This is a genomic window from Acinetobacter sp. 40AMC3-4 (assembly GCF_049898185.1).
Taxonomy (GTDB): domain Bacteria; phylum Pseudomonadota; class Gammaproteobacteria; order Pseudomonadales; family Moraxellaceae; genus Acinetobacter.
The window spans coordinates 148,561-175,048 of the sequence record NZ_JAFCXG010000001.1; the positions used below are offsets into that span (position 1 = coordinate 148,561).

A 26,488-nucleotide genomic window follows, 5' to 3' on the forward strand; every position below is an offset into this window, starting at 1 on the left:
AAAACGGACTTCACCATGCCTGCATTTTTTCTAGACTATAACCTGATGCCTTTTCATCTGAGTTTATTGGCGATTATTCTGTTTGGTGTGGTGAAAACCATTGGTTTCTATTTTGGACTCAGACCCAGCAAGTTTCTGCAAAAAATTTCACCTTATGACTTTCAGCAGATGGATCTACTAAACGTCAAATTCTCCAAAACTTTGATTGTGTTTTTCTTCCTGATGAATTTTAGCTTTGCCGGCTATGTTTTACAGTTCCTGATCTATTCTCAGGAATTTAAATTTCTGCCTGCCTATTATCTGATTATTCCAGCTTTGATCATTGCGACTTTTTTTACTATTTTTATGATTCACTGTCTGGATCAGGTCATTCCCCCTAAATATAAAAAGAACAATGTCAATCTACTTGGTCGTCTGGCGACGATTTCCAGTGGCAATGCCCGTCCCGGTTTTTCTGCTCAAGCACGGGTACGGGATGAGTATGGACAACTACATTATGTACAGGTAGAACCTGAGTTTGGTGAACTCGGGTTTCAGTCGCAGATTATCCTGATTCGCATGAGAAAATCTCATTATGTTGCCAAGAAAATTTGTAAATCTAATCAGCTGTTTAGCATGAATCTAGATTAAATTCTAAATCATTTAATAGTTATTAAAAAATCCCGACAGATATCGGGATTTTTTTAATGTTTAGATTTATTTTTTAAGAAGTCCTGAAACCATATTCAATACATTTTGAATATCATTATTGGCTTCTTGCTTACTGGTCTGCTCACCTTGTGGAGTAAGCGAATCAATAATCTGCGGCAAGACCTGTGAAATCGCACTATAAACATCCTGTTTCGGTGCATGGGTTTGTTGTGCAACTGCTTCAACTTCCTGATCATCAAACAGGTTTTGCACCTGCTGCGGATCGACATTGGCATTTTCACCGGGGCCGGTCGACACCCAATCATCGACCTGGCTATTGAGCCCCTGTCCTTTGAGCTTGTCTAATGCACCCTGTAAACCGCCCTGTTTTTGAATCCAGGCCAGCACTAAAGGCAGTACTGCAATCAATAAGGTTTTACCAGTAGAACCACCCAATCCTGAACGAGACTGAGCAGTACCTTGAGTACCACTACCACCGAACTGACTTAGTACTGAACCTAAAATTGCCCCCAGACCATTTTGTCGAGTCTGCTGGCCGGTTTGATTTTGCTGGTTTTGAGTATTTTGATTTTGCTGAGAATTTGACTGGTTTAAATGCCCTAGCACAGACCCCAGGATATCTGCCAAGCCACCTTGTTGTGAGGACTTTTGCTGCAACTGTCCACCACCCAATGCCTGCTTTGCTAATATTTCCACAATACTACTCAGGTTTGTCATGTCCTATATCCTATGTGCATCTTAATTACAGAATACGGCCTGCCCTCATATTGTCTAGGCAAGATTGTGTTAATATTTGCAATCTTGGTTAAGCTAGTTTTTAGCTTACCAGCGAAATTTATCCCAGTTTTCCGGATTGGCCCAAAATTTGGAGTTAAACCAGTCTGGCACGTGCTTATAGGTTAAAATATTAAACTGCCACAGCGCAAAATCGGCCTCATGTATAGTTTTGTCAATCAGCTGGGTAAATCCTAAAGCTCTCAATAACTTTTCATTTTGCATCCGGCTGATCACCACTAGCCGTTTGGCAAACAAATCACGTAATTTCACCAGAATTTGACTCATGATCTGTTCAGACAAATGTTCTGTTTCTACAGTATCCAGCATCACCACAGCCAAGTCATAACGTTGCTGAAAAGGCAGATTTAAAAAGTCAGATACGCTAAAATAGGACCATTGAATAACTGGCTGAAACTGGACTTGGCTCAAGTCCTGCCCAATACAAATAGCAGTATGAATTGGCTGTTCCTGTGCGAAATCGTCTAGCATCGAAGTAATGACATTCTGCTCAGCCATAACTGCATCCTTATGATTTAAGTGAGTAATTTTTATGGAACTTCAGGGCATTTGTCATAAAATGCACGTCGGCCTCAAGGACCTTAGTGTAACTGATCAACAGATACAGCGGGCAAATGTTGAATATAAATTAATTTTAGATCGTGCAGAAATTGATCTTCCGTTTAATTTAGGCCAAGAAATCGAGATTGAATGGACCGGTAATATTTACTGCGTGTCTTGTGGCAACAAAACTTCCAAATCATTTTCGCAAGGTCACTGTTTTAAATGTTTTAAAACCAATGCTTCATGTGATATGTGCATCATGAAACCAGAGACGTGCCATTATCATTTGGGCACTTGCCGCGAAGATGAGTTTGCACAGAATGTCTGCTTTCAGCCACATATTGTCTATTTGGCCAATTCTAGCGCATTAAAGGTCGGTATTACCCGTACCAGCCAAATGCCGACCCGCTGGCTTGATCAGGGCGCGACCCAAGCCCTGCCGATTATGAAAGTGGGCTCACGTCGTCTTTCTGGAAAGCTTGAGGTCATGTTTGGTACTCAGGTTGCTGATAAGACTGACTGGCGCAAGCTACTCAAAGGTGAAGCAGAACCATTGAATCTGATTGAAGTGCGTGAACAACTTTTAGAAGAATTCGCGCCTAAAATTCAAAGCATTCGTGAAGAATTTAATCAGAATCTAGAATTTAATGAAAATATTGAAGTGCTTGACGATGAGTTCGCACGAGAGTTTATTTATCCGGTAGAACAATATCCAGAAAAGATTAAATCGCATAATCTGGATAAAACTCCTGTGATTCGTGGAAAATTACAAGGCATCAAGGGTCAGTATTTAATTCTGGATACTGGCGTAATTAATATGCGCAAATATACCGGTTATGAACTGATTATTCGTGCTTAAACCATTATTTGCCTAGAAAATAAAAAACCAGCCCGCAGGCTGGTTTTTTATACAACAATTTTATTTGATTTTTGCCTGAGACTTCAGGTAACGCGTATAGTCATCAAATTCTTGCTGACCACGAAGTTGTTGATATAACTTCACCAACTCACTGCGTTGTTCTGCACTCAACACATCCACCGGATTTTTCTTCACTTCTGATACGGCAACCACAACCAGCTCATTTGGCATTTTCGCTGTAGTCACTGACCAATGGCCTGCTTTTGGTGTCGGAAGACTAAAGGCCGCACGCTGTACATCACGTTTTAGTAAACCTTCAGCACGTGTGTAAACACCAGCATCTTCAAAGATCAAATCACCTTTCGCCACTGCCGCAGCCGGTTTGGTTTTGAACTCATCCAAAGCTTTCTGAATTTTTGCTTTTGCCAAAGCAGCTGCTTTGTCTTCAATCAACTGAGCTTTAACACGCGGTTTTGCTTCTGCCAGTGTTTGTTCGCCAGCTGCATGATAATTACGCACCTTAATCCAGGCTACATCACCATTGGCCAACTGAATGCTTGATGAAGCATTACGATCACCATTTTTAACATCATCATTAAACAATTTGACTTTGAGGTTAGCATCGCTCAGCACAGGATCACGAGTCGAAAGTGTCACTCCTTGAGCTTTCTGGACTTGTACACCTTTAACTTCCTGTGTAACGACATCCAGAGAATCACTTCCTACTACCATATCATTTAGCGTATTGACCGTATCAGAGAATGCATTGGATTTTTTAGCAGCCAAGGCTTCTTCAGAGAAACGTGCTTTTTGTGACTCAAAAGAAGGAACCGCAACATCTGGCGTTTGCACAGAAATAATGTGGTATCCATAATCTGTTTTCACCGGTGCAGAAACCTGACCTGATTTTAAAGAATTAACCGTCTGGTCAAATGCAGTGCCAAATACACCTTCTTCATAGACAGCAAGCGCACCACCTTTAGACTTAGATTCAGGATCTTCAGAATATTGTGCTGCAGCTTGAGCAAAAGTGGTACCGGCTTTAATTTTGGCTGCAATCTCGGTCGCCAGTTTTTTCGCTTCAGCATCACTACGACTGTCCGCCGTAATTAAAATATGCTTCACATCTGGTTTAACTGCCTGTTTTTGTGTCGCGACAAAAGCCGTGTACGCTTCCTGAAGCTCAGCATCTGTAACCGCTAAGCTCTGCACCTGAATATCGCTTGGCTTTAACACCAAATAGTCGACATCTACGCTGGTCGGCTGTTTGAATAGCGTTTTGTGTTTTTCATAATAGGCAGCAATATCTGCATCCGTCACTTTGACATCTTTTTTATAGCTATCCAGATTAATGCTGGAAATATGAATATGACGTTGTTCAGTTTGTAAATCAGCAATCTGCTGCATTTCGACTGGGCTTACCAATGGATAATCCAGGAAAGTCGATGACAGCATCTTCAGCGCATGATCTTTACGTAAACTTTCAATCAAAGCGCGATTGGTCATGCCAATTGATTTTAGATAATTTTCATATAAAGCATTCGAGAACTTTCCATCTTGCTGGAAAGTAGGCTGCTGAGCAATCATCTGTTCAATTTGCTGGTCACTCAGACTGATCCCTAATTCTTCAGCCTGTTGCAGCAATAAAGTACGTGCAACCAGAGTATCCATGGCTTTTTGGTCAATGAAGCTTTGATTCAGTAAAGTTTCATCCCCATTGGCATAACTGAGATATTGTTCTTTAAATGATTTGGTCAGTGACTCTAATTCTTTTTGAGATATTTCAGTCCCGTTCACTGATTTTGCCGCATCAGAGTTTCCGCTGCTAAAATATCCTTCAATACCTACAAGTGCTAACGGGGTCAAAAACAGAACGAGCAAGACTTTGCCCAACCAACCCTTAATAACTTTACGAAAAGCTTCCATAAGTATTCCAATATTTTATTTGCAAAGGATTTTAACCGAAAATACCCATTGAATGAATGTGTTAATCATCACAATTAAATTTATCAATAAAAAACGCGCCAAAGAAGGCGCGTTTCGTCGCTGGGTAAGCTTAAGCTACAGCGTCTTTTAAGCCTTTACCTGCTTTGAAGCTAGGTACTTTGCTTGCTTTGATCTCGAGAGTAGCACCAGTTTGTGGATTACGGCCAGTACGTGCAGCGCGTTCTTTCACACCGAAAGTACCAAAACCCACTAAAGTTACTGTATCACCCGATTTTAAAGCTTCAGTAACAGAAGCAATTGTAGCATCTAAAGCTTTACCTGCGTCAGCCTTAGATAATCCCCCTTTTTCTGCAATTGCATCAATTAATTCTGATTTATTCATGAAGATTACGTCCTCTTAATATCGTTTATTTAAGGTTCAAGAATTGGTTTAACATGCCATAACGCCTTTATAGCAATGCTTTAGGTATAAACGCAATACTTAAGAACCTCTTTTTTTTCAAAAAATATGCGAAAAAAACATTGAATAATAAATAAAGTCATTTTATTTAAGTTTTTTCGACAATTCTTCTTTCATTTTTTCTTGTTCCGCAGTCAACTGATCAACCTTGGCATGCAACTGGAGAATTAAACGTTCCAAATACTGTACATCCTTCAGTGTGACTAATCCTATACGATTCAATGAGTGATGAACAGAGTTGTCGATTAATTTTTCCACTTTGTCTTTGGTGTCTGTGACCGACTCTTTGGCTTTTTCTGAAACCTTCTCTACAGTTTGATCGGCAATATCTGCAGTTTTAGATTCAAGTTCTTCCCCGACCTTGACCAGCGAGTCAAACAGTTTATTGCCTTCTTCTTCTGCACGTGAAAATGCCCCGAGTCCAGCCAACCAGATCTGTTTGGTGTATTTACGAAAATCAAGAACCGATTTGCGCTCCGAGGCAGATTTAGACTTGGGTTTCAGCATTTTCTCATTCGAAGCTTCAGCTGAGTCTTGTGCTGTTTTTGACTTGTCCATGTGCACGGCTCCTGTTTGTTTTCTGCGCAATTATTATAAATTATTCTACAAAACCACTGCATAATAGCAAATTTAGTACTTGATAGATTTGATAAACTGTTCTACAAAGCAATTTATTTCAAGTCTAATTTGATTTAACCCTGAAATCTCTTCACAAGCAGGAAGCTTTTTCACTTTATATTTCAGGTAAGGATTGGTTGTATATGAGCGAATCGCAACAAAGTCAAAATCAACCGCATTTGTTGCTTACGATGACGTTAATTGTTTTAGAGACAATATTTACTTTCATTCTCAAGCATGATCGTGTCGTTGCATTACAGGCCAAAAAGTTTGTAGATAAAAACATCTCGATTAAAATCAATAGCTATATTCCATATTTCGACTTTTATGTGCAATTCACCTCCAATGGACTATTATTTGACCACAAAGCACCGGGCCGCATTGTCGACCTGGATGTGCGCACTACACTTCCCGATCTGATTAAAATTTTCATTTTTGGCAATCGTCGTAGCATTCGCAGCATGCGCATTGATGGCAATCAGGTTTTAAAAGATGAGTTTCGTGATCTGTTAACCGTATTCAGCTTGCCAAAAGTACTAGCCGACTGGAAACACTGGCTGTCTGATGCGCCGACGGATGAAGCGGAAATTATTGCTTCTAAAAAGCGTATTGCACCGCTTTTAAAGAAAATTGAAGAACAGCGCTCCAAGATCAATACCCTGCAAGTGGAAGTCAAACAGTATAAAAACCGCCTGAAACGGATCGAACGCCGTCAAAAGCGTATTAATATCATTTTTGGCCTGAGCAGCGTACTTTTGATTATGTTATTAGTGTATAATTGGCTGAGCATGTAAATCTTTCATTCTCCAAAAATTAAATCCCACTAAGGTCTACTAAAAATAACTTGACTAATTTAGTCGGGATTCATAAAATCTACACATCTAGTCTAACCATGTGTATCGAATCATGCGCCTAACCACTCGCGGTCGCTACGCTGTGACTGCTCTACTTGATCTAGCTTTGCAGCCTTCTGAAAAAACGATAACGCTCGCTGAAATTGCAGCACGTCAAACTATTTCTGTTGCTTATCTTGAGCAGTTATTTGCGAAGCTCAAGCGTCATGGTTTAGTTTCTAGTGTTCGTGGCGCAAATGGTGGTTACCATTTAGCACGTAATGCAGATGAAATTACTGTGTTAGCAATTATTGAAGCTGTAAACGAAACAGTTGATGCGACTCGCTGTGACCATAAAGGCAATTGCCAGAATGGCGCGATGTGCTTGACTCATGATTTATGGCAGGAACTCTCCCATCACATCGCCGATTATTTAGAAAAAATCTCGCTTGCTGATCTGGTTGCACGTGACAACGTCCAGACTGTGTCATTACGCCAAAAATCAGCACCTTTAGATTCAGCCCTTTTATCGGTTACAGGTATTTGACATGAAACGTCCGATTTATCTTGATTATGCAGCTACAACTCCTGTAGATCCTCAGGTTGCTGAACGTATGATGGAATGCTTAACATTCGATGGTACCTTTGGTAATGCGGCATCTCGTTCACACGCGTATGGTTGGCAAGCAGAAGAAAAAGTTGAATATGCACGTGAACAAGTTGCGAATTTAATTAAAGCTGATCCACGTGAAATCGTATGGACTTCAGGTGCAACCGAGTCAGACAACCTTGCGCTTAAAGGTGTGGCTCATTTCTATGCATCTAAAGGTAAACATATCGTTACCTCTAAAATCGAACATAAGGCAGTTTTAGATACCTGTCGTGAGCTTGAGTCTGAAGGTTTTGAAATTACCTATATTGAGCCTCAACCTCAAACCGGTTTAATTACGCCTGAAATGGTACAGGCAGCGATCCGTCCAGACACAATTCTTGTTTCCCTGATGATGGTGAACAATGAAATCGGTACTGTGACTGATGTTGCAGCGATTGGTGAAATCACTCGCGCCAACAAGATTTTCTTCCATGTCGATGCAGCTCAGGCAGCGGGTAAAGTTGAAATTGATCTTTCAACTTTAAAAGTAGATTTGATGAGCTTCTCTGCGCACAAAATCTATGGCCCTAAAGGTATTGGCGCCCTGTTTGTACGTCGTAGCCCACGTGTACGCCTTAAAGCTGAAATGCATGGTGGCGGTCATGAACGTGGTATGCGTTCAGGTACCCTTGCGACTCACCAGATTGTCGGTATGGGTGAAGCATTTGAACTTGCAGGTAAAAACCTGGAAGCTGAACAGACTCGTTTACGCGTACTTCGCGACAAATTGTGGAATGGCTTACAAGGTCTTGAACAAGTGTTCCTGAACGGCCATCCAACACAAAACGTAGCGAACTATCTAAACATTAGCTTCAACTTCGTTGAAGGCGAATCATTGATGATGGCATTGAAAGATGCTGCGGTATCTTCAGGTTCGGCATGTACATCTGCAACACTTGAACCATCTTATGTACTTCGTGCATTGGGTCTTTCAGACGAACTTGCACACAGTTCGATCCGCTTCAGCTTCGGTAAGTACACCACTGAAGAAGATATCGATCACGTATTGACTATCACTAAAGCTGCTGTTGAGAAGTTACGTGAACTTTCTCCGCTTTGGGATATGTATAAGGAAGGTATCGACCTTTCTAAAGTTGAGTGGGCTGAGCACTAATTTTCATCCTGAGATAGTAACAAATCCGTTGCTATCTCATTGAGAAAAGTTTTTTTACCCCCATATTTAATACTAAGGCTGACCCCGAGGTTTGGAGAAGCAACATGGCTTATAGCGAAAAAGTAATTGATCATTACGAAAACCCTCGTAATGTTGGCGTTTTAGACAAAAATGCTGAAAACGTTGGTACTGGTATGGTTGGTGCGCCAGCATGTGGTGACGTGATGCGTTTACAGATTCAGGTAAACGACGAAGGCGTGATTGAAGAAGCACGTTTTAAAACTTATGGTTGTGGTTCTGCCATTGCATCAAGTTCACTTGTGACCGAATGGCTCAAAGGTAAAACTTTGGATCAAGCTCAAGCGATCAAGAACATTGATATTGCAACTGAACTTGCACTTCCACCAGTAAAAGTACACTGCTCTGTTCTTGCTGAAGATGCAATCAAAGCAGCTGTAGAAGACTACCGTAGCAAGAAAGTTAAAGCTTAATTGTTCCACGTTTTGAAATTTTAACGGAGTTTTCATGATCCATTTAACTGAAAATGCTGCAACTCATATCAGCAATTATTTAAAAAATCGCGGTAAGGGTGAAGGCATTCGCGTTGGTGTGAAAACTTCAGGCTGTTCTGGTCTGGCCTATGTGCTCGAGTTCGTCGATGAAGTCGATACACATGACCAAGCCTTTGAGCAGTTTGGGGTTAAAGTATTCGTTGACCCGAAAAGCCTGGTTTATCTTGAAGGTATGGAGATGGACTATGTTAAAAACGGCTTGAACGAAGGCTTCGAATTTAACAACCCCAACAAAAAAGGCGAATGCGGTTGTGGTGAATCCTTCACTGTATAAACCCGGCAGTTATTCTCTTTTTAACATTAAAACAGTGTGTTTCACACTGTTTTAATTGCATTTATACAGTTATTTTTGCACATTAATCGCGGATCCCATCTCCCATGAATCATTTTGAGTTGTTCAACCTTCCTGTAGCACTCGATATTGATTTAGCGGCTTTAAAGACTGAATTTTTAAAGTTGCAGCAACAATATCACCCAGATAAAGCTGAAGACAAAGATCAGGCTGTGATTAAATCAAGTGATATCAATCAGGCATTTAAAACCTTGTCAGCGGTCGATAGCCGTGCAGCGTATTTACTGTCTCTCAAGAAACAGGATTATCACTTAGATCAGTCGATCAGTGATTTTGAATTCTTGCAGGACGCTCTGGAAATTCGTGAACAACTTGACGATGCAACTTCTGCTGAAGATTTAACTTCACTGAAAGTCGAAGTCCAGCAATGGATTGAGGGCTTGGTTCGCGAGTTCAAAATTGATTATGCGGATGAAGACTGGGCCGAAGCACGCGATACAGTGCGCAAACTACGCTTCTTCGTTAAAGTCATGGCCGATATCGACAAAGCGGAAGACCGCTTCCTGGACGATGACAGCTTTGATCTTGATGATGATTTCTAATTTTTAGTATTTAATATTTAACGTGCAAAGGATGTAACACTATGGCTCTCTTGCAAATTGCAGAACCAGGTCAATCAAGTGCACCACATGAACACCGCATTGCGATTGGTATCGATTTAGGCACCACCCACTCTTTGGTTGCCACGGTTCTTTCAGGTAAAGCCAAAGTACTTAATGACGAACAAGGTCGTGTGCTACTTCCTTCTATCGTGCATTATGCAGAACAACAGACTCAATACGGCAATGAAGCTGCGCCTTTCATTACTACTGACCCTAAAAACACCATCGTTTCTGTAAAACGTTTTATGGGTCGCTCGAAAGCTGACATCAAATTCCAGCATCCTTATGCGTTGGTTGGTGAAGCGAATGAAATGCCGGCTTTTGAAACCGCACAAGGCCGTAAGACGCCGGTTGAGATTTCTGCAGAAATTTTAAAGCAGTTGAAAGACCGCGCTGAAGCCAGTCTGCAAAATCCGGTCAATGGTGCCGTTATTACTGTTCCGGCCTACTTTGATGAAGCACAGCGTCAGGCAACCCGTGATGCTGCTCAACTTGCTGGCTTGAATGTTTTACGTTTGTTGAATGAGCCAACCGCTGCTGCTGTTGCTTATGGTCTCGATCAGGAAAGCAACTTAAGTACAGATCGCAACTATGTGATCTACGACTTGGGTGGTGGTACCTTTGACGTTTCGATTCTGCGTTTTAGTCAAGGTGTGTTTGAAGTTCTGGCAACCGGTGGCCACACTGCCCTCGGTGGTGATGACCTAGATCGTTTGATCCTGAAATGGGCCAAGAAACAACTGAATATTGACACCTTGAATGATGCAGAATATGCACATTTTGTGGTTGCAGCACGTAAAGCCAAAGAAGCTTTGTCTGATGCAGATTCAGTTCAACTCAAATTGCTTGATCAGGTATTGACGCTTGACCGTCCGACATTTGAAGAGATCATTAAAGTTGCTTTGGATAAGACCATCAGCGTATGTAAGCGTGTGATGCGTGATGCCAAGCTTGAACTGGATGACATTCAAAATGTCGTTTTGGTCGGTGGCTCAACCCGTTCTTATGCAGTACAAAAAGCCGTGCGTGAAGTATTCAATCAAGAACCACTATGCACTATTAATCCGGATGAAGTGGTTGCGATTGGCGCATCAATTACTGCGAACCAATTGATTGGCAACTCAACTGATGGCTCATTACTATTAGACGTGACGCCTCTGTCTCTTGGTCTTGAAACCATGGGCGGACTGGTTGAACGATTAATTTCGCGTAATACTGCGATTCCAGTCGCTCGTCGTCAGGAATTTACGACTTATCAAGATGGCCAGACTGCCATGTTGATTCATGTGGTTCAAGGTGAACGTGATCTGGTTGAGCATTGCCGTAGTTTAGGGCGTTTTGTCCTGCATGGCATTCCACCAATGACTGCCGGTCAGGCACGTATTGAAGTGACGTTCCAGGTCGATGCAGATGGCTTGCTGACTGTATCTGCCAAAGAAACCACCTCTGGCGTGACGGCTCAAATCGATATCAAACCATCTTATGGTTTATCGGGTGAAGATACTGAACGTCTGTTGCTAGACGGTTATAAGTTCGCTGAAGAAGATAAGAATCTTCGTCATTTGAATGAAACCAAAGTGGAAGCACAGCGTGAGCTGGAAGCACTGGTTCAGGCACTCAAAGCGGATGCCGGTCTGTTGACTGAAGATCAACTTGCAGCACTGCAAACTGCGCAAGCACAACTTGAAACTCAGCTTCAGGGTTCAGATATCAAAGCGATTGAATCTGCCGTTGAACAGCTTAAAATACATAGTGATGCTTTTGCAGCAGCACGTATGAATCAACATATTGATGCAGCTCTTAAGGGCACTAAACTCGACGACTGGTCAAACTCAAACTAATTTAAGGTAACGACTATGCCACGTATTAAAGTTCTTCCACATGCGCAGATTTGCCCCGAAGGTGCTGAGTTTGAAGTCGAACAAAATGCCAATCTTTGCGAAAGCCTGCTAAAAAATGGCATTAAAATCGAACATGCTTGCGATATGTCAGCAGCGTGTACCACCTGCCATGTAGTGGTACGCAAAGGTTTTGACAGCCTGGAAGAAATGGATGATGTTGAAGCTGACTTACTCGATCGTGCCTGGGGTTTAGAACCTGATTCACGTCTTTCTTGTCAGGTTAAACTGGACGATGAAGATCTGGAAATTGAAATTCCAAAATACACCATTAACCATGCGTCAGAAAATCACTAAGATTTTCGTTGCAGGCTAAAATAAAAAACCACGCTCAGGCGTGGTTTTTTATATTTAAATATAAGCAGTTTTAATCAAATATTTTTTATTTGGATTGAGTTAATTTAGATCAATTCTAAATATGTTCAATCACTTCATCTTCCAGCTTCAGCTTGACAATGCCTTGCGAATTGGTCATTTTCTGCTGAGTTTCAATACGTTTAATCATTTTTTCCAGCACATGAATCAGCTCGGGATATTCAAAGTTTTGCACTTCATCCAGATTCAGTAATAAATGAAAGCCCTTATATTCATAATCGAACCAGCGCTGATACTCAACTTTCTGAGACGCGTATTTTTCCATGACCTGCCAAGTTCTTACAGGTGCTTTAATGCCTTTCAGGAAAATCGGCTTTTTCGGTGCGCAAAGATAATCATCTTTGATCAAATTATGAGTATCTTCCGAAATCAGGATTTCATCAACTTCCGCTGCACTTTGCAAACGCGCTGCCAGGTTGGCATCACGCCCTACAATGGTATAGGCCATACGATGCGTTGCCCCATAATTCCCTACATGGCAATAACCGGTCGAAATCCCCATACGGATATGCAATGGCGGATAACCCATTTTAATCCAGCGTTCCCGCAGCAATTTCATTTGCTGACGCATCGCCAATGCCATTTCCATGCAGTTCTTGGCATCCTGTTCCACACCTTCAGAGTTCGGATCACCAAAGAAAATCAGGATCGCATCACCCATGAATTTATCGACAGTCGCTTCATAATTTTTGGCGATTTCAGTCATGTGCCGCAGATAGTCATTCAGCAGGAAAGCTAAATCGTCTGGAATCAGGGTTTCAGATAGCTCGGTAAAACCTTGAATATCAGAGAAAAAGATCGTCAACTTTTTACGTTTATATTCAATTTTGGCTTCAGATTCACCTTTCATAATGGATTGCCACAACTGCACGGGCGCATAGCGACTCAGCTGATTGGCAAATTCCATATAACGGTTCATCTGTTCGAAATAATGGTCTTTTTTCTGGGTCATGTATTGCACACGACCACTTTGATAAAAACTTCCGACACCAAAATAGGTAATCAGACAGATAAAGCCTAAAACGGTCAACTCACTGCTGGTCGGTTCGAAATAATTATTAAACCCAAAGACCAGAATATTGGCCAGATAAAAAAGCGTAATCCCGATCAGGCTGGCTAGAGATGCCATCATAAATGAAATTTTATTGCTGATCGCGGTATAGAGCACTGCGACCAAACCCAGCAAGGACAAGACCAAGTCCAGATGCACGGCCGCCAAAACCACCGAAATGACAATGACATCAATCAGGAAAAGAATATTACGCCGGATGTGATAATCATGACGATAGATCAGCCAGCGAGATAGTTTCGGTGTAATTAGCAAAACCAGAAACAAAAAAAATGGAACAAAAAGCTGATACTGGGTATCTGGTTCAGTGTAATGAAAGACGACCAGAACCACAGACAGCATGATGTATCCCATCATGCGATGGAAATACTCAAACTGATGGGGTTCTTTTTGAATCCAGTCGTCTAATTGCACTCACTCACTCCCTGAAGTCCGCAACTGTTCATGGTTCTCGGAATGCCTTGACTGATTAGTCCATGCGCCAGTCAAATGGCATGTCGCCCTGACCACGTAAAGCCAGCATTAAGGTTTGACGCATATGTGCCAATACTTCACTGCTATAAGGAACAGCAGGTGTACCCCAAACAGGCTTCGGCCATGCAACGTCGTTCTGATAACGAACTACATGATGAAAATGCAATTGCGGCACCATATTACCCAGCGCTGCTACATTCATTTTATCTGCACGGAAAACACGTGCCAGCTGGCTTGATAACCAGCTTGACTCTCTTAAAAACTGCTCTTGGTCAGCTTGACTCAATTCATATAATTCAGAGACACCCGGCACACGTGGAATCAGAATGAGCCAGGGAAATTGCATATCATTCATCAAACGACATGTTGACAAAGGAAAGTCGCCTACAAAAAACGTATCTTGAGCAAGTTGTGGATGCAAACTAAACATATCTTTATAAATGATGCAAAATTAGAATGATGGCTAATACTAACATATCCAACTGAAGCTGAATATTGAAAGCAATGTGTTTAAAGACAAATTCTCATGATTTGTTGCGAAGCACATCACAACAATTACTGTAAACAATTCATTAAAAAAATCAAGCCTGTTGTTCCTGCAAACTTCATTGGAAAATGAAATCCAAACTGAATTTTCAGGCTGATTTAATCGAATAAAATCAGTGCAATTCTTTAAGCAGACTGTCCAGTAAATCCTGTATAAACTGAATCCGCTTTTGATAGTCTTCCAGCATCACCATCACTTTCAGACGTTGACCGCCATCCATCCGGAAATAGGTCGGACTTTTCTGCATCATCTGGATAATCGTCATGGCCTGAACTGGAGTATCCGGCGCAAATTCAATATGCCCGCCCTGACTGCTGATATCAATTTTAGTAATACCAAGCTGTTCGGCTTTCAATCGAATCTGATGTACAGAAAAGAGCTGTTTGACCGGTTGCGGCGGTATACCAAAACGATCGATCAATTCCATCCGGATATTGTCCAGTTTTTCCTGGGTATCAGTATTACTGATGCGTTTATAGAACAACAGACGTTGATGGACATCACCCAGATATTCATCTGGAATCAACGCTGGCATATGCAGGGTAATTTCGGCAGTCAATGACAATGGTGCATCGAAGTTTGGCGTTTTGCCTTTTTGAATGGCTTTGGTGGCTTTTTCCAGCATTTCCATATACAGGCTATAACCAATGGCCTGCATCGAACCACTCTGCTGCTCACCTAGTAACTCACCTGCGCCGCGAATTTCCAGATCTTCGGTTGCCAGCATAAAACCGGCACCCAAGGTCGAAGCACGCTGAATGGCATCCAGACGTTTTTCTGCATCACCTTTTAAGGCTTTTAAAGACGGCACCATTAAGTAGGCATAAGCCTGATGGTGTGAGCGTCCTACACGTCCGCGTAGCTGATGTAATTGTGCCAGGCCCAGCTTGTCAGCACGTTCAATCAGAATGGTATTGGCATTCGGAACATCAATCCCGGTTTCAATAATGGTCGAACATACCAGAACATTGTATTCCTTGTGATAGAACTGCTGCATCACCTGCTCCAGTTCACGTTCACGCATCTGTCCGTGGGCCACAATCACCCGCGCTTCCGGCACCAGTTTACGGATATGCTCGGCGGCACGATCGATTGTATCAACTTCATTATGCAGAAAATAAACCTGACCACCGCGCAGCAATTCACGCAGAATCGCTTCTTTAATGGTGTCATCGGTATGTTCCTGCACAAAGGTTTTCACCGCAAGACGGCGTGCCGGCGGTGTGGCGATAATCGACAGATCACGCATGCCACTAAAGGCCATATTCAGTGTCCGTGGAATTGGAGTTGCAGTCAGTGTCAGCATGTCGACATCGGCACGCATGGCCTTGATTCGTTCCTTGTCGCGCACCCCGAAACGATGCTCTTCATCGACAATCATCAAGCCAAGATTCTTAAACTGAACATTTTCCTGCAAAATCTTATGTGTACCAATCACAATATCGACTTTACCTTCAATCAGGTCGTCAATGGTCTTGGTATGTGCTTTGGAAGAGCCGAAACGTGACAGCACTTCAATCCGGACTGGCCAATCGGCGAAGCGGTCTTTGAATGAATCATAATGCTGCTGTGCCAGCAAAGTGGTCGGTACCAGAATCGCCACCTGCCGGTTATTCTGTACTGCAACAAATGCGGCACGCATTGCGACTTCTGTCTTACCGAAACCCACATCACCACACACCAGTCGATCCATCGGCTTGGCCTGCTGCATGTCATGCAACGTCGCTTCAATCGCCTTGGCCTGATCCAGTGTTTCTTCATAGGCAAAGCCACTGGCAAATTGCATATACAGGCTTTGATCGACTTCAAAACTGATTCCAGGCTTAGAAGAACGCCGTGCCTGAATATGCAGCAATTCGGCCGCGACATCGTGAATCTGTTCCAGTGCTTTACGTTTGGCTTTATTCCAAGCATCTGTACCGAGCTTATGTAACGGTGCCAGATCCGGATCACCACCACTATACCGGCTGATTAAATGCAGATTGGTCACCGGCACATACACTTTGGCGGCATCCGCATAATCCAGCTGCAAAAATTCGTGATCCTGATCATCAATACTTAAGGTGACCAGACCAGCATAACGTCCAACGCCGTAGTCGATATGCACCACAGGTGCGCCCATGGTCAGCTCGGTCAAGCTGCGAATCAGAAACTCTTCCGAAACTTCCTGCTGACGTTTTCTACGGCGCTGTACTACCCGATGTTCATACAGCTGATTTTCAGAAATTACGCTGATGCGATCAGTCAATACCAGACCACGCTCTAAAGGCGCATTGGTAATGGCAATTGCATACAGAGATTGAATAAAACTATCAAAATTTTCAACTGTTGGAATATCACCCAGACTTGGCCTTAAGGCGTCTTTAAGACTTTCCCGGCGTCCAGCACTTTCAGCCACCAGCAGTACCGGATGATTGGCCTGATCAATATATTTTTTAACTTCATGAAACGGTTTTTCACGTTTCGGATCTACGGGCAAACGTGGTGGCAACTGGGTATCAAGATTCAATACTCCAGCTTTTTGGTCAAAAGGCGTTTGTGCGGCAATGATGCGTGCAAACTGGTTCAGCTGCTCCAGCACCTGATTGGTCTGAAAAAACAGGCTTTCAGGCGGCATGATCGGTTGGTCGACATTGTGGCGACGATCTTCATAACGGCGCACCACATCTTGCCAAAACTGGCTGAGACTTTCGTCCAGAGCCTTATCTGTAATGACAATGCCATTCTTTGGTAGGTACGAAATCAGTGAACTTTGGCCTTGCATGGCTTCCGCGCTGAAAAACAAGGGCAAATAAAACTCGATTCCCGGCGAGACTATGCCATCCATCACATCCTGATAGATCGGGTTTTTCTTTGGATTCGCGGTCGGGAAAAATTCGGCATAGCGGTCACGGAAAGTGGCACGACCTTCCTTGAGCGGAAATTCCTGTGCCGGCAATACGGTAAACTGCTGCAAACTTTGCGTGGTGCGCTGAGTTTCGGCATCGAAAAATTTCAGGCTTTCAATTTCATCATCAAACAGGTCAATCCGAATCGGTGCTTCCTGTCCCGATGCGTAGATATCCATGATACTGCCGCGTACCGCGAATTCACCTGGATCATAGACGGTATCGACCAGATGATAACCGGTCTGAATCAGCTTTTTCTTTTGTTGTTCCAGATCAAATTTCTGACCGACATGAATATCGAAATGCTCACCCAGAATCCATGAGGTTGGCGCCACACGTTGTGCCAAAGTTGAGGCGGACAACAACAGTACACCAGTTTTGGGCATATTGGATAAGATTGCCAGACGTTCCGAGACAATATCCTGATGTGGGGAGAGACGATCATAAGGCAAGATTTCCCAATCCGGAAAAATCGTGGGTTTAATCCCATAAAATTCCAGTTCACTTTCCAGTTGACCCAAATGCTGATTATTACGCGCAATCACGATAAATAAACGCGATTGATGCTGCACGATTTCTTTAAGCAATAAGGCGGTTGAGGAACCTTGCAGATTGCCTAACCAGCGTTTCTCGCCTGCTTTGAGCTGTGGTAAATTGAGTTGGGAAATTTCTTGCTGGAACATGGATATAGCTTTAAAGTCTAAATAACCTGAGGCTTATACTAGCACGATGATCTCAGGATATTTTGTTATTTTTATGCAGTCTTGCCACATCCATATACTTCGATTTTAAGCCACTTTTGCAGCTTATTTTTGATCGCGCAGAAAGTTACGATAATAATCATTTAACTTCTTAAGAATCATTTTAAATTGCAGCAGATTCTCTTCGGTATTCCCCAAACTTGCATTAAAACGCTGATGGGCAATTTCCAGATCAATTTTTTCATTGATCAGCATCGCGGTGTCATATAACGCTTTTAAATCATCAAACTGTTTTAAACGGCGATTGGACAAATACTCCAACCGTGGACCCAATTCCTGATTGAGTTGAATATCATCGACGATATAACCAGTCCCTTCTACATACTGGATATTCTGCTCTTCTAAATATAGCTGTGCAGCAGTCGGTTTATTACTTTTAAATAATGCATTGATTTTATCAAACATCGCCATTTACCCAGCCAAATATAGTTCAGGCTCTAGTCTAGATGAAAATGCCTCAAATCCACATCCTGAACTTGAGGCAAATTATCAAAATAGCAGCGATTCGCTGTTTCAGACGATTTAATAGGTATATGTATGTTAAGAAACCTGTTCGAGCTGATTCTCTGCTGAAGGGATTTCAGACACCAGATTTTCAAATGCAAAAATCTCTTCTAATTGCGCTTCACTCAATAAGCCTAACTCTAATACCACCTGTGGCACGGTTTTATTTTCCCACATACATTGTTTGCCGATTTCATCGCACTTGGCATGTCCCAGAATCGGTTCAAGCAAGGTCACAATCCCGACACTGCGCATGACGGAACTTAAGCAAATCTGTTCATTGGCCTGAATACCAGCAATACATTTCTGATTCAAGGTTTGCATACCTTGGGTCAATAATTGAATTGATTCATTCATCGTCACGGCAATCACAGGTTCCATGACATTCAATTGTAACTGCCCGGCTTCCGCAGCCATAGTAATGGTTAAGTCATTACCAATCACCCGGAATGCAATCTGATTCACAACTTCTGGAATTACCGGATTGATTTTTGCCGGCATGATCGAAGAACCTGCCTGTAACTCAGGTAAACGAATTTCAGCCAGACCTGTACGCGGTCCCGAACTGAGCAGGCGCAGATCATTACAGATTTTGGACAATTTCACTGCTAGACGTTTTAAACTACTCGACAAGATAATAAAGACGCCACAATCGCTGGTCGCCTCGACATAATCTGCCGCACCTTTTAAAGGTAAACCTGTCAGGTGCGCCAAGATTTCCACCACCCGCTTGGCATAGCCCGGCGGTGTATTGACCCCGGTTCCAATGGCGGTGGCGCCTAAATTGACTTCTAGCAATAACTGTCGCATCTGTCCAATCAGCTTCAGGTCTTCTTTTAATAAGGTGGCAAATGCCCGGAACTCCTGTTCCATGGTCATCGGCACGGCATCTTGTAACTGGGTACGTCCCATCTTGATGACATATTCAAATTCGGCAGCTTTATGGTCAATACAGTCAATCAATGCTTTAAGCACGCTCAACAATTCATCCAGACTGCTATAGGTCGCCAGACGCAAAGCCGTTGGATAGACATCATTGGTCGATTGCGAGGTATTCACATGATCATTCGGATGCAGAATGTGATAATCGCCTTTCTGATGGCCCGACATTTCAAGTGCAATATTGGCAATTACCTCATTGGCATTCATATTGATGGAGGTTCCGGCACCGCCCTGATAAGGATCGAGTGGAAATGCCGCTTGCCACGCTTCCGGATGCTGAATCAATTCATCACAAGCTTTTTGAATGGCAGTGCTGGTCTGCTCGGACAATTTTTGAAAATGCAGATTGGCCTGTGCCGAAGCTTTTTTCACTTGGGCCAAAGCACGAATAAAATGCGTTTGTTGCCCCACCGCCAATCCAGAAATCTTAAAATTTTCGATGGCACGTAAGGTATGAATCCCATAATAGCTATGCAACGGGATTTGTTTTTCCCCCAATAAATCACGTTCAATGCGGGTCGGTTCGATTTGAAGCATATTGTCCACTAAAAAATACTCTTGGCGATGCACCGTATTTGGTGTGACATTAATATGAGCAAACAAATACAGGCCTAATAGGAAGACTTTAACCTAGATTTGCTACGATTTATTACCAATACGCTAAAGCTGTGAGTTTTGTAAGATTGTGTAAGCAGTTAGCTAAAATTCAAATATTTTCATTATTTATTCAAAATTTCCACTTTTCCCCTGAATTCGACGTCGTATTGCCTTTTATCCGCTTAAGTTGTTCCTAATTCAATTTCAGTGAATTACTACTATATTTACAATAGGTATACATAAAAGCTGTGTAATTGTTACAGAGTGTAATTTTTAAACCATGCTTGAATCACCTCCTTGCGATCTCAGTACAAAAAATCATCTTGGACGATGATTTCCATATTTACAGGATGACCTGCCCATGACTTCTTTAAACCCCACCCTGATTACTTTCATGTTTTATATTATCGCCATGATTGCAATCGGTTTATATGCTTATCGTGCCACCTCCAATTTTGACGAATATATTCTAGGTGGACGGAGTCTGGGCAGTGTCGTTACTGCACTTTCGGCGGGCGCATCGGATATGAGTGGCTGGCTGTTGATGGGTCTTCCGGGAGCCATTTACCTGTCTGGCCTGTCAGAAGCCTGGATTGCGATCGGTTTGATTATCGGCGCGTGGCTGAACTGGTTACTGGTGGCAGGTCGACTGCGTGCCCATACTGAATATCAGAACAATGCCCTGACCTTGCCGGATTATTTCACCAGCCGTTTTTCCGACCGTAAACGCATTTTACGGGTCTTGTCTGCCCTGGTGATTCTGGTGTTCTTTGCTATTTATTGTGCTTCGGGCATGGTCGCGGGTGCACGTCTGTTTGAAAGCCTGTTTGGCTGGGATTACACCACAGCGCTTGTGATTGGTGCGATGGCGACGATTCTCTATGTTTGTATTGGTGGCTTTTTGGCGATCAGCTGGACCGATACATTTCAGGCCGGTTTGATGATTTTTGCCTTATTGCTGACTCCGATCATTACCTTCTTGGCCCTGGGCGACAACAGCCAGCAAGTGAGTGTCATCCTTGAATCGGCTCGCCCACATGCCTCCAGTATGCTTGAAGGTTTAAGCACCGTTGCGATTATTTCCAGTCTGGCCTGGGGCTTGGGTTATTTTGGTCAGCCGCATATTCTGGTGCGTTTTATGGCAGCAGATTCGGTCAAAACCATTCCTGCTGCGCGCCGTATTGGCATGACCTGGATGATTCTATGCCTAGGCGGTGCAGTGGCTGCCGGTTATATCGGTATTGCCTACTTCAGTGTCAATCCCGCATTGGCCTCGGTGGTCAATCAAAACCCTGAAACGGTATTTATGGAGTTGACCAAAATTCTGTTTAATCCTTGGATTGCCGGAATCATTCTGGCTGCGATTCTGGCAGCAATCATGAGCACCTTGAGCTGTCAGCTTCTGGTCTGCTCAACCACCCTGACCGAAGATTTATATAAGAGTTTCCTGCGTAAAAATGCTTCACAAAAAGAACTGATCTGGGTCGGTCGCGGCATGGTCTTGGTGATTGCCCTAATTGCCATTTCACTGGCGATTAATCCGAACAGTAAGGTTTTGGGTCTGGTGGCTTATGCCTGGGCGGGCTTTGGTGCTGCATTTGGCCCGCTGATTATCTTGTCGCTATTCTGGAAACGAATGACCCTCAACGGCGCAATTGTGGGTATGGTGGTTGGTGCCATGACTGTAATTGTCTGGAAAAATTATATGGGTGATACCGGTCTGTATGAGATCATTCCAGGCTTTATTCTGGCCACCCTCAGCATTATCATCGTCAGCCTGCTGGATAAAGCACCGAGTGCTGATGTGGTCAAACGCTTTGAAATGGCTAAAGCCGAGTATCAAAAAGAAATGGCAGAAATGAAAAAATAATCACCTTTTTTCTTGCACATAAAAGGGACTTAATCGTCCCTTTTATGTTTCTTAGATTCACAAATGAAGTTCTTGAAAATTACTTGGCTTTTCCCGGCATTTTCAGATGGATCTGCTGACTTTCTTTAATCACTTCCATCACCGGATAACTGCGCGTTTCTTTAATTCCGGGCAATTGCCACAAGATCTGACCAGAGATTTTCCGGAACTCATCCATATTGGCACAGCGGATTTTTACCACGAAATCAAACCCGCCACTGATCATATGACACTCGATAATTTCAGGAATCTGCCGCACAGCATGGGAAAATTCATCTAAAACATTCGGCGTGGTTTTATCCAATAAAATTTCAACAAAGACCACAAAACCATTATTCAACATGACTGGATTGAGGCGCGCTTCATAGCCCACAATAAAACCTTCCCGGGTCAGCTTTTGTACACGCGCCAAGGCTGCTGTAGGCGATAAATTGACCAGTTCAGCCAGTTTGATATTGGATAGCTTGGCATCGGATTGCAATAAACCCAATATACGAATATCTATACGGTCAAGGTTCAAATAAGGACTTGGCATTAGAATTATTCTCTAAAAAAATCGAAAACTATAGTGAGATATTCGTCAAATATTCTGTGATTATAGATTAAAACTCATTCACCTCAAAGAACTGATTGACGCAGTACAGGAAGTCACTATGCCAACCACTCTCCGCCCAGATTCAATTTTAGATTCAGCCCAGCACTCAAATTATATTGCTGAATTTAAACACAAAAACCAATACGAAGAACGTATTAATACGGTATGGCGTCGTGCAGAAACTGAATGCGTCGAAGAGTTATTGGCCCATAGTGAAATTTCTTCCGAGATGAGTGACAAGATTCAGGCGCTTGCCTTTGATCTCGCACATTCCTTACGTGAACGCAAAAGTTCCACTGGGAAAGCCGGTATTGTCCAAGGCTTATTGCAGGAATTTTCTTTATCTTCTCAGGAAGGCATTGCCCTGATGTGTCTGGCAGAAGCCTTACTGCGGATTCCGGACAAAGCCACACGTGACTTGCTGATCCGTGACAAAATCAATCAAGGTAACTGGAAAGAACATTTGGGCCAGAGCCAATTGATGTTTGTGAATGCAGCAGCCTGGGGACTGATGCTGACCGGCAAGCTGATGGAAACCCCACAGCAAAAAAGCCTGTCTAGTTTATTAACTGGCCTTTTGGCACGCAGTGGTCGCGGGATTATCCGTAAGGCCGTCGATGTTGCCATGCGCATGATGGGCGAGCAGTTTGTTACGGGTGAAACCATTGATGAAGCCCTGAAAAATGCGGAGCCGCTGGAAGAAAAAGGCTTTCGCTATTCCTATGACATGCTGGGTGAAGCTGCACTGACCGATCCGGATGCTGAACGTTATTATCAGGATTATCAGCAAGCCATTCATGCCATTGGTCAATCTTCGCAGGATAAGGATGTTTATGACGGGCCTGGCATTTCTATCAAACTCTCTGCGCTGCACCCCCGTTATCAGCGTTCGCAAATGGATCGCGTGCATGATGAGCTCTATGCAAAAGTACTTAAACTCGCAGTCTTGGCCAAGCAGTACAATATTGGTTTAAATATCGATGCTGAAGAAAGCGATCGCCTTGAGATTTCATTGGAACTGTTAGAACGCCTGTGTTTTGAACCGCAACTGCAGGACTGGAAAGGCATTGGCTTTGTGATTCAAGCCTATCAAAAACGCTGCTTCTATGTGGTGGATTACATCATTGATCTGGCGAAGCGCAGCCAGAAACGCTTGATGATTCGTCTGGTCAAAGGCGCATATTGGGACAGCGAAATCAAGAAAGCCCAAATTGATGGAATGTCGGATTACCCGGTATTTACTCGTAAGGTGCATACGGATCTGTCTTATATTGCTTGTGCGCGTAAGCTGTTGGCTGAACCGGATTATATCTACCCACAATTTGCCACTCACAATGCACAAACGGTAGCGACGATCTATCAGCTGGCACAACCTGAGCAGTATTATGCCGGCCAATATGAGTTCCAATGTCTGCATGGCATGGGCGAACCACTGTATGAAAATGTCGTGGGCGATCCATCGAAAAATAAACTCGGTGTACCATGCCGGATCTATGCGCCCGTCGGCAATCATGAAACCTTGCTGGCTTATCTGGTGCGCCGCTTACTGGAAAATGGTGCCAATACCTCCTTCGTCAATCGTATTGCTGACAAAACCTTGAAAATTGAAGATTTGATTGAAAATCCACAGCAAACCATTTTAAAGGCATCAAAACAAGAAGGCGTGATGGGTGCCAAGCATCCCCAGATTCCCTATCCGCAAGATCTTTATACCGATGCACGATTGAACTCTTCAGGACTCGATTTGGCCAATGATGCTGAACTCAGTATTTTAAATGAAGTCGCATCCAGTCTGGCAAATACGCAATTTCAGTCAGCTGCTATGGGAACGGCATTTAGCAGCGTGGATACGCCCCATGCAGTTCCAGTGATCAATCCAGCACACCATCAGGATGTGGTCGGCACAGTCTATGAAGCAACTTCTGAACAGGCCGAAATTGCACTCACTCAAGCAGTTAATGCACAAAGTTTCTGGGCCAATCTGCCAAAAAATGAGCGTGCTGCCTGCCTGAATAAAGCCGCAGAACTGATGGAACAGCGTTTGCTTCCGCTCATGGTTCTTCTTTCTCGCGAAGCAGGTAAAACCTATGCCAATGCGATTGCCGAAGTACGTGAGGCGGTAGATTTCTTGCGTTACTATGCAGCTCAAGTTTTGGATCTCAGTGACAATGTACAGATCCAGCCTTTAGGTACTGTACTATGTATCAGTCCATGGAACTTCCCGCTGGCGATTTTTACCGGTCAGATTTCAGCAGCGCTGGTCGCTGGCAATACCGTGATTGCCAAACCGGCTGAACAAACACCGCTCATTGCAGCACAAGCCGTACAGATTTTATGGGAAGCCGGCATTCCGCAGGATGTGTTACAGCTATTGCCGGGCCGTGGTGAAACCATTGGTGCACAGCTCAGTGCAGATCCACGTATTCAGGGCATCATGTTTACCGGTTCCACCGAGGTCGCCCAAATTCTACAAAAAACCGTGGCAGAACGAATAAACCAGTTTGGAGAAAGCGTCACCCTGATTGCTGAAACTGGTGGTCAAAATGCCATGATTGTGGATTCATCTGCATTGACTGAACAGGTGGTGTTGGATGTTGTGAGCTCTGCCTATGACAGTGCCGGTCAGCGCTGTTCTGCCCTGCGTGTCCTTTGTGTGCAAGAGGATAATCTGGAGGCTGTTCGCAACATGCTCAAAGGTGCCATGCAACAGTTGCGCGTTGGCAATCCGGTCTTGCTGAAAACCGATATTGGTCCAGTGATTGATGCAGAAGCCCAGCAAAATATCCAAAAGCATATTGAGCAGATGCGCAGCAAAGGTCATACAGTTCATCAGTTGATGTTTAATCAGGACCAGACTGAATTAACTCCAGGAACATTCATTGCACCAACCCTGATTGAACTGCCAAATCTGGATGATCTGGAACGTGAAGTGTTTGGCCCGGTACTGCATCTGATCAGCTATAAATATGGCGAACTGGAACAGTTGTTAGATCAGATCAACAGCAAGGGTTATTGCCTGACCATGGGCTTGCACACGCGTATTGATGAAACCATGCAAACCGTGATTGCACGAGCGGAAGTCGGCAACCTGTATATCAACCGCAATATCGTTGGTGCGGTCGTGGGCGTCCAGCCTTTTGGTGGTGAAGGTCTGTCCGGCACCGGCCCGAAAGCGGGTGGCCCGTTGTATATCTATCGTTTAATGCATCAAGTATCCGAGAAAAAACTGGCTCAGCCTTATGCAGCTCAAGCTGAGCCAGCACTTGTTGAACATAAACTTGTTCAGGAGTTTAAAGCCTGGGTAGCTAAAACTTTCCCAACTTTATCTTTAAAAGCGCCTATGCAAATTGCGACTGGTCAAAGCTTTAGCCTGCAAGGCCCAACTGGCGAGGAAAATCAATACATGATCTTGCCACGTGAAAGCGTTCTCTCGTTAGCACATAGGGATCAAGACCAGATTCAGCAAATTCTGGCGATTTTATCGGTTGGCAGTCGTCCTGCGGTACTGGCAAACAATACTTTTATTCTGAAATATTTACCAACCATGCCAGCCGCGGTTAGCAAGCAATTTAAAGTGGTCCGGGATATTGAAACAGGTGTATTTGAGGCCGTCCTGCATCATGGTGACACTACTGAACTGATTGACTTGCAGAAACGCATTGCAACACGCCAAGGTCCAATTATTGGTATCACCCATTTAAGTTCGGGCAACTATGATATTCCGGTCGAGCGATTTGTGATTGAACGCGCGATCAGTATCAATACGGCGGCGGCAGGCGGCAATGCCAGCTTGATGACGATGGATAATCTCTAAATCAGTCCAATCATCTCAGCATTTTTAGCTTAAATCTTTCCTCTTTATGGCCAAACCTCTCTCCTCAGAAGGTTTGGTCTTTTTTATGCAGCTTTTAAAGCGGCTTGACTACAATAG

General features: G+C 43.4%; 23 protein-coding genes. 12 read left to right on the forward strand and 11 right to left on the reverse strand.

Annotation, left to right across the window (positions count from 1 at the left end; genetic code table 11):
* The first annotated feature begins 15 nt into the window (after positions 1-15).
* Positions 16-630, forward strand: a complete 615-nt coding sequence (locus tag ACP7BU_RS00670; protein ID WP_004279798.1) for an OB-fold-containig protein — start codon at positions 16-18, stop codon at positions 628-630.
* 66 nt (positions 631-696) lie between these two features.
* Here the strand turns inward: ACP7BU_RS00670 and ACP7BU_RS00675 are convergent, their stop codons facing one another.
* Positions 697-1,368: a YidB family protein gene (locus ACP7BU_RS00675; RefSeq protein WP_253148175.1), complete on the reverse strand. Its 672-nt coding sequence runs from the start codon at positions 1,366-1,368 to the stop codon at positions 697-699.
* Between the two features lie 105 nt (positions 1,369-1,473).
* Positions 1,474-1,944, reverse strand: coding sequence for a DUF6231 family protein (locus tag ACP7BU_RS00680; RefSeq protein ID WP_253148174.1), 471 nt, complete (start codon positions 1,942-1,944; stop codon positions 1,474-1,476).
* Positions 1,945-1,978: 34 nt separating this feature from the next.
* Here ACP7BU_RS00680 and ACP7BU_RS00685 point away from each other — a divergent pair, with 34 nt between their 5' ends.
* Positions 1,979-2,848: a DUF2797 domain-containing protein gene (locus tag ACP7BU_RS00685; protein WP_425878286.1), complete on the forward strand. Its 870-nt coding sequence runs from the start codon at positions 1,979-1,981 to the stop codon at positions 2,846-2,848.
* Between the two features lie 60 nt (positions 2,849-2,908).
* Here the strand turns inward: ACP7BU_RS00685 and ACP7BU_RS00690 are convergent, their stop codons facing one another.
* The 3 genes from ACP7BU_RS00690 to ACP7BU_RS00700 form a co-directional block, all read right to left on the reverse strand.
* Positions 2,909-4,774: a SurA N-terminal domain-containing protein gene (locus tag ACP7BU_RS00690; RefSeq protein WP_425878284.1), complete on the reverse strand. Its 1,866-nt coding sequence runs from the start codon at positions 4,772-4,774 to the stop codon at positions 2,909-2,911.
* A 130-nt stretch (positions 4,775-4,904) separates the two neighbouring features.
* Positions 4,905-5,177: an HU family DNA-binding protein gene (locus ACP7BU_RS00695; protein WP_004279807.1), complete on the reverse strand. Its 273-nt coding sequence runs from the start codon at positions 5,175-5,177 to the stop codon at positions 4,905-4,907.
* Between the two features lie 162 nt (positions 5,178-5,339).
* Complete coding sequence (locus ACP7BU_RS00700) at positions 5,340-5,813, reverse strand: phasin family protein (RefSeq protein WP_114540741.1); 474 nt, start codon at positions 5,811-5,813, stop codon at positions 5,340-5,342.
* A 203-nt stretch (positions 5,814-6,016) separates the two neighbouring features.
* On the opposite strand from ACP7BU_RS00700, the gene ACP7BU_RS00705 reads away from it, so the two are divergent.
* The 8 genes from ACP7BU_RS00705 to fdx all read left to right on the forward strand — a co-directional run bounded on the left by ACP7BU_RS00705 (position 6,017) and on the right by fdx (position 12,193).
* Entirely contained in the window at positions 6,017-6,667 is a 651-nt protein-coding gene (locus ACP7BU_RS00705; protein WP_425878281.1) for a hypothetical protein, read from the forward strand.
* Positions 6,668-6,779: 112 nt separating this feature from the next.
* Entirely contained in the window at positions 6,780-7,253 is a 474-nt protein-coding gene (locus tag ACP7BU_RS00710) for an Rrf2 family transcriptional regulator (RefSeq protein WP_004279811.1), read from the forward strand.
* Between the two features lies 1 nt (position 7,254).
* A complete protein-coding gene (locus ACP7BU_RS00715; protein ID WP_004279813.1) occupies positions 7,255-8,472 on the forward strand; it encodes an IscS subfamily cysteine desulfurase in 1,218 nt (405 codons plus the stop codon).
* Between the two features lie 104 nt (positions 8,473-8,576).
* Positions 8,577-8,963 (forward strand): Fe-S cluster assembly scaffold IscU, encoded by a 387-nt coding sequence (iscU, locus tag ACP7BU_RS00720; RefSeq protein WP_004279815.1) that lies wholly within the window; start codon positions 8,577-8,579, stop codon positions 8,961-8,963.
* Positions 8,964-8,997: 34 nt separating this feature from the next.
* A complete protein-coding gene (gene iscA, locus ACP7BU_RS00725) occupies positions 8,998-9,318 on the forward strand; it encodes an iron-sulfur cluster assembly protein IscA (protein ID WP_004279817.1) in 321 nt (106 codons plus the stop codon).
* Positions 9,319-9,422: 104 nt separating this feature from the next.
* On the forward strand, positions 9,423-9,938 hold the full coding sequence (gene hscB, locus ACP7BU_RS00730; protein WP_425878278.1) for a Fe-S protein assembly co-chaperone HscB: 516 nt from the start codon (positions 9,423-9,425) through the stop codon (positions 9,936-9,938).
* Between the two features lie 41 nt (positions 9,939-9,979).
* A complete protein-coding gene (gene hscA, locus ACP7BU_RS00735) occupies positions 9,980-11,839 on the forward strand; it encodes a Fe-S protein assembly chaperone HscA (RefSeq protein WP_005107162.1) in 1,860 nt (619 codons plus the stop codon).
* Between the two features lie 15 nt (positions 11,840-11,854).
* The gene (gene fdx, locus ACP7BU_RS00740; RefSeq protein ID WP_004279821.1) at positions 11,855-12,193 is read left to right on the forward strand and encodes an ISC system 2Fe-2S type ferredoxin; all 339 of its coding nucleotides are present in this window, start codon (positions 11,855-11,857) and stop codon (positions 12,191-12,193) included.
* Positions 12,194-12,308: 115 nt separating this feature from the next.
* Here the strand turns inward: fdx and ACP7BU_RS00745 are convergent, their stop codons facing one another.
* The 5 genes from ACP7BU_RS00745 to ACP7BU_RS00765 form a co-directional block, all read right to left on the reverse strand.
* On the reverse strand, positions 12,309-13,754 hold the full coding sequence (locus ACP7BU_RS00745) for an adenylate/guanylate cyclase domain-containing protein (RefSeq protein ID WP_180038714.1): 1,446 nt from the start codon (positions 13,752-13,754) through the stop codon (positions 12,309-12,311).
* A 55-nt stretch (positions 13,755-13,809) separates the two neighbouring features.
* Positions 13,810-14,244, reverse strand: a complete 435-nt coding sequence (locus tag ACP7BU_RS00750; protein ID WP_004646760.1) for an HIT domain-containing protein — start codon at positions 14,242-14,244, stop codon at positions 13,810-13,812.
* Between the two features lie 229 nt (positions 14,245-14,473).
* Positions 14,474-17,932 (reverse strand): transcription-repair coupling factor, encoded by a 3,459-nt coding sequence (gene mfd / locus ACP7BU_RS00755; RefSeq protein ID WP_425878275.1) that lies wholly within the window; start codon positions 17,930-17,932, stop codon positions 14,474-14,476.
* Between the two features lie 123 nt (positions 17,933-18,055).
* A complete protein-coding gene (locus ACP7BU_RS00760) occupies positions 18,056-18,421 on the reverse strand; it encodes a hypothetical protein (protein ID WP_425878273.1) in 366 nt (121 codons plus the stop codon).
* A 129-nt stretch (positions 18,422-18,550) separates the two neighbouring features.
* On the reverse strand, positions 18,551-19,993 hold the full coding sequence (locus tag ACP7BU_RS00765) for an aspartate ammonia-lyase (RefSeq protein ID WP_425878585.1): 1,443 nt from the start codon (positions 19,991-19,993) through the stop codon (positions 18,551-18,553).
* 421 nt (positions 19,994-20,414) lie between these two features.
* On the opposite strand from ACP7BU_RS00765, the gene putP reads away from it, so the two are divergent.
* Positions 20,415-21,923, forward strand: coding sequence for a sodium/proline symporter PutP (putP, locus tag ACP7BU_RS00770; protein WP_004279831.1), 1,509 nt, complete (start codon positions 20,415-20,417; stop codon positions 21,921-21,923).
* A 79-nt stretch (positions 21,924-22,002) separates the two neighbouring features.
* On the opposite strand, the gene ACP7BU_RS00775 is transcribed toward putP, so the two are convergent.
* Positions 22,003-22,497 (reverse strand): Lrp/AsnC ligand binding domain-containing protein, encoded by a 495-nt coding sequence (locus ACP7BU_RS00775; protein WP_004279833.1) that lies wholly within the window; start codon positions 22,495-22,497, stop codon positions 22,003-22,005.
* A 118-nt stretch (positions 22,498-22,615) separates the two neighbouring features.
* Here ACP7BU_RS00775 and putA point away from each other — a divergent pair, with 118 nt between their 5' ends.
* Positions 22,616-26,371 (forward strand): trifunctional transcriptional regulator/proline dehydrogenase/L-glutamate gamma-semialdehyde dehydrogenase, encoded by a 3,756-nt coding sequence (gene putA / locus ACP7BU_RS00780; protein WP_425878271.1) that lies wholly within the window; start codon positions 22,616-22,618, stop codon positions 26,369-26,371.
* The last annotated feature ends 117 nt before the right edge of the window (positions 26,372-26,488 follow it).

Excerpts from the sequence above, each read along its gene's own strand:
- ACP7BU_RS00670 (WP_004279798.1), top strand. The coding sequence starts at position 16 with ATGCCTGCATTTTTTCTAGACTATAACCTGATGCCTTTTCATCTGAGT.
- ACP7BU_RS00675 (WP_253148175.1), bottom strand. The coding sequence starts at position 1,368 with ATGACAAACCTGAGTAGTATTGTGGAAATATTAGCAAAGCAGGCATTG.
- ACP7BU_RS00680 (WP_253148174.1), bottom strand. The coding sequence starts at position 1,944 with ATGGCTGAGCAGAATGTCATTACTTCGATGCTAGACGATTTCGCACAG.
- ACP7BU_RS00685 (WP_425878286.1), top strand. The coding sequence starts at position 1,979 with ATGGAACTTCAGGGCATTTGTCATAAAATGCACGTCGGCCTCAAGGAC.
- ACP7BU_RS00690 (WP_425878284.1), bottom strand. The coding sequence starts at position 4,774 with ATGGAAGCTTTTCGTAAAGTTATTAAGGGTTGGTTGGGCAAAGTCTTG.
- ACP7BU_RS00695 (WP_004279807.1), bottom strand. The coding sequence starts at position 5,177 with ATGAATAAATCAGAATTAATTGATGCAATTGCAGAAAAAGGGGGATTA.
- ACP7BU_RS00700 (WP_114540741.1), bottom strand. The coding sequence starts at position 5,813 with ATGGACAAGTCAAAAACAGCACAAGACTCAGCTGAAGCTTCGAATGAG.
- ACP7BU_RS00705 (WP_425878281.1), top strand. The coding sequence starts at position 6,017 with ATGAGCGAATCGCAACAAAGTCAAAATCAACCGCATTTGTTGCTTACG.
- ACP7BU_RS00710 (WP_004279811.1), top strand. The coding sequence starts at position 6,780 with ATGCGCCTAACCACTCGCGGTCGCTACGCTGTGACTGCTCTACTTGAT.
- ACP7BU_RS00715 (WP_004279813.1), top strand. The coding sequence starts at position 7,255 with ATGAAACGTCCGATTTATCTTGATTATGCAGCTACAACTCCTGTAGAT.
- iscU (WP_004279815.1), top strand. The coding sequence starts at position 8,577 with ATGGCTTATAGCGAAAAAGTAATTGATCATTACGAAAACCCTCGTAAT.
- iscA (WP_004279817.1), top strand. The coding sequence starts at position 8,998 with ATGATCCATTTAACTGAAAATGCTGCAACTCATATCAGCAATTATTTA.
- hscB (WP_425878278.1), top strand. The coding sequence starts at position 9,423 with ATGAATCATTTTGAGTTGTTCAACCTTCCTGTAGCACTCGATATTGAT.
- hscA (WP_005107162.1), top strand. The coding sequence starts at position 9,980 with ATGGCTCTCTTGCAAATTGCAGAACCAGGTCAATCAAGTGCACCACAT.
- fdx (WP_004279821.1), top strand. The coding sequence starts at position 11,855 with ATGCCACGTATTAAAGTTCTTCCACATGCGCAGATTTGCCCCGAAGGT.
- ACP7BU_RS00750 (WP_004646760.1), bottom strand. The coding sequence starts at position 14,244 with ATGTTTAGTTTGCATCCACAACTTGCTCAAGATACGTTTTTTGTAGGC.
- mfd (WP_425878275.1), bottom strand. The coding sequence starts at position 17,932 with ATGTTCCAGCAAGAAATTTCCCAACTCAATTTACCACAGCTCAAAGCA.
- ACP7BU_RS00760 (WP_425878273.1), bottom strand. The coding sequence starts at position 18,421 with ATGGCGATGTTTGATAAAATCAATGCATTATTTAAAAGTAATAAACCG.
- ACP7BU_RS00765 (WP_425878585.1), bottom strand. The coding sequence starts at position 19,993 with ATGCTTCAAATCGAACCGACCCGCATTGAACGTGATTTATTGGGGGAA.
- putP (WP_004279831.1), top strand. The coding sequence starts at position 20,415 with ATGACTTCTTTAAACCCCACCCTGATTACTTTCATGTTTTATATTATC.
- ACP7BU_RS00775 (WP_004279833.1), bottom strand. The coding sequence starts at position 22,497 with ATGCCAAGTCCTTATTTGAACCTTGACCGTATAGATATTCGTATATTG.
- putA (WP_425878271.1), top strand. The coding sequence starts at position 22,616 with ATGCCAACCACTCTCCGCCCAGATTCAATTTTAGATTCAGCCCAGCAC.